Here is a 1,531-nt window from a genome sequence, read left to right on the forward strand (position 1 = left end):
GGTGTGGCCGGCTCCGGAACGGGGAACATCTTCGGACAAGGGGGGCGCACGGCACCGTCTCCCGGGCGCGCACGACACGCCGTACGCGGTATTCGTGCCCCCGTTCGGCGGGTGGAGGGACTTCGGGGATACGTCCTCTCCCGGGTGGCTTGGGGGATTTCCTCCCGGGCGGAAAGTATCGCCCCGCTCACCACCGGTACGCGGTAAGTAAAAAGATTCCTCGGGGATTTGAAACGGATCCATTACGGTCGCTAGGGTCTGCTCGAACCTTCGCGCGGCCGTTCATCCAGCCCGGGTGACCGCGGGGGTACCGCCTGATCCGTGGCAGCAGTGACGCGGAGCCGGGTTCACCCGGTTGGCGGCTGAGGAAGAAGGAGATCGCCCGCGTGGCGTCCCACCGTCGTCCCAAGCAGCCGAGCCGTGCCCGTGTGACCATATTCGGTGCCACCGCGGCAGCCACCGTCGCGCTCACCTCGCAGAGCGCCTCCGCCGACCCGAATCCGACCAAAGACGAGGTCAAGGAGCGCGTCGACGAGCTCTACGAGCAGGTCACCGAGATCACCGAGGAGTACAACGGCGCCAAGGAGCGCGAGGGCGAGATCAAGGACCGCGCCGAAGAGCTCCAGGAGGCCGTGGCGCGTGGTCAGGAGGAGCTGAACGAGCTGCGCAACAGCCTCGGTTCGGTCGCCACCGCCCAGTACCGCAACGGCGGGCTGGCCCCCTCGATGCAGCTGTTCCTCTCCGCCGACCCCGACGGGTACCTCGAGCAGGCGTCCACCCTCGGTCAGGTCACGGCCAAGCAGGCCGAGGCGCTGCGCACCATCGAGACCAAGCAGCGCACCCTCGCCCAGCAGCGCGCCGAGGCCGGTGAGCAGCTGGAGGCACTGGAGAGCACCCGCGAGGAGATCAAGGCCAAGAAGGACAAGATCCAGGGCAAGCTGACGGAGGCCCAGACCCTCCTCAACCGCCTCACCGAGGAGGAACGCCGCCAGCTGGCCGAGGCCGAGGCCGCCGAGCAGGCCCGGGCCGCGGAGGCCGCCGCGCGTGCCACCCGCACCGAGGAGCGCACCGACCTCGGCGGCTCCGGGGCCACCACCGCCACCACGCAGCAGAGCGCCCCCGCCACGACCGCGGGTGGCTCCGGTCGGGCCCAGACCGCGCTGGCGATGGCCCAGAGCAAGATCGGTTCCCCGTACGTGTACGGTTCGGCGGGCCCGAGCACCTTCGACTGCTCCGGCCTGACCTCCTGGGCCTACGCGCAGGCCGGCATCTCGCTGCCGCGCACCTCGCAGGCGCAGGCCAACGCCGGCACCCGGGTGTCCCAGAGTGAACTGCAGCCGGGCGACCTGGTGTTCTACTACAGCGGCATCAGCCACGTCGGCATGTACGTCGGCAACGGCCAGATCGTCCACGCCCCGCGGCCGGGCTCCTCGGTGCACTACGCCGGGGTCAACTCGATGCCGTTCATGTTCGGCGTCCGCGTCGCCTGATCCCGCCGGTCCGCCCCGCCGGGGCGGCCGACGAACGACCC

General features: G+C 70.4%; 1 protein-coding gene. It reads left to right on the forward strand.

What is annotated here, in order from left to right; translation table 11 throughout:
* Positions 1 to 386 precede the first annotated feature (386 nt).
* A complete protein-coding gene (locus tag FNQ90_RS22725) occupies positions 387 to 1,490 on the forward strand; it encodes a C40 family peptidase (RefSeq protein WP_182608060.1) in 1,104 nt (367 codons plus the stop codon).
* Positions 1,491 to 1,531: the final 41 nt, after the last annotated feature.

The sequence above is a fragment of the Streptomyces alkaliphilus genome (genome assembly GCF_014141535.1).
GTDB lineage: Bacteria > Actinomycetota > Actinomycetes > Streptomycetales > Streptomycetaceae > Streptomyces > Streptomyces alkaliphilus.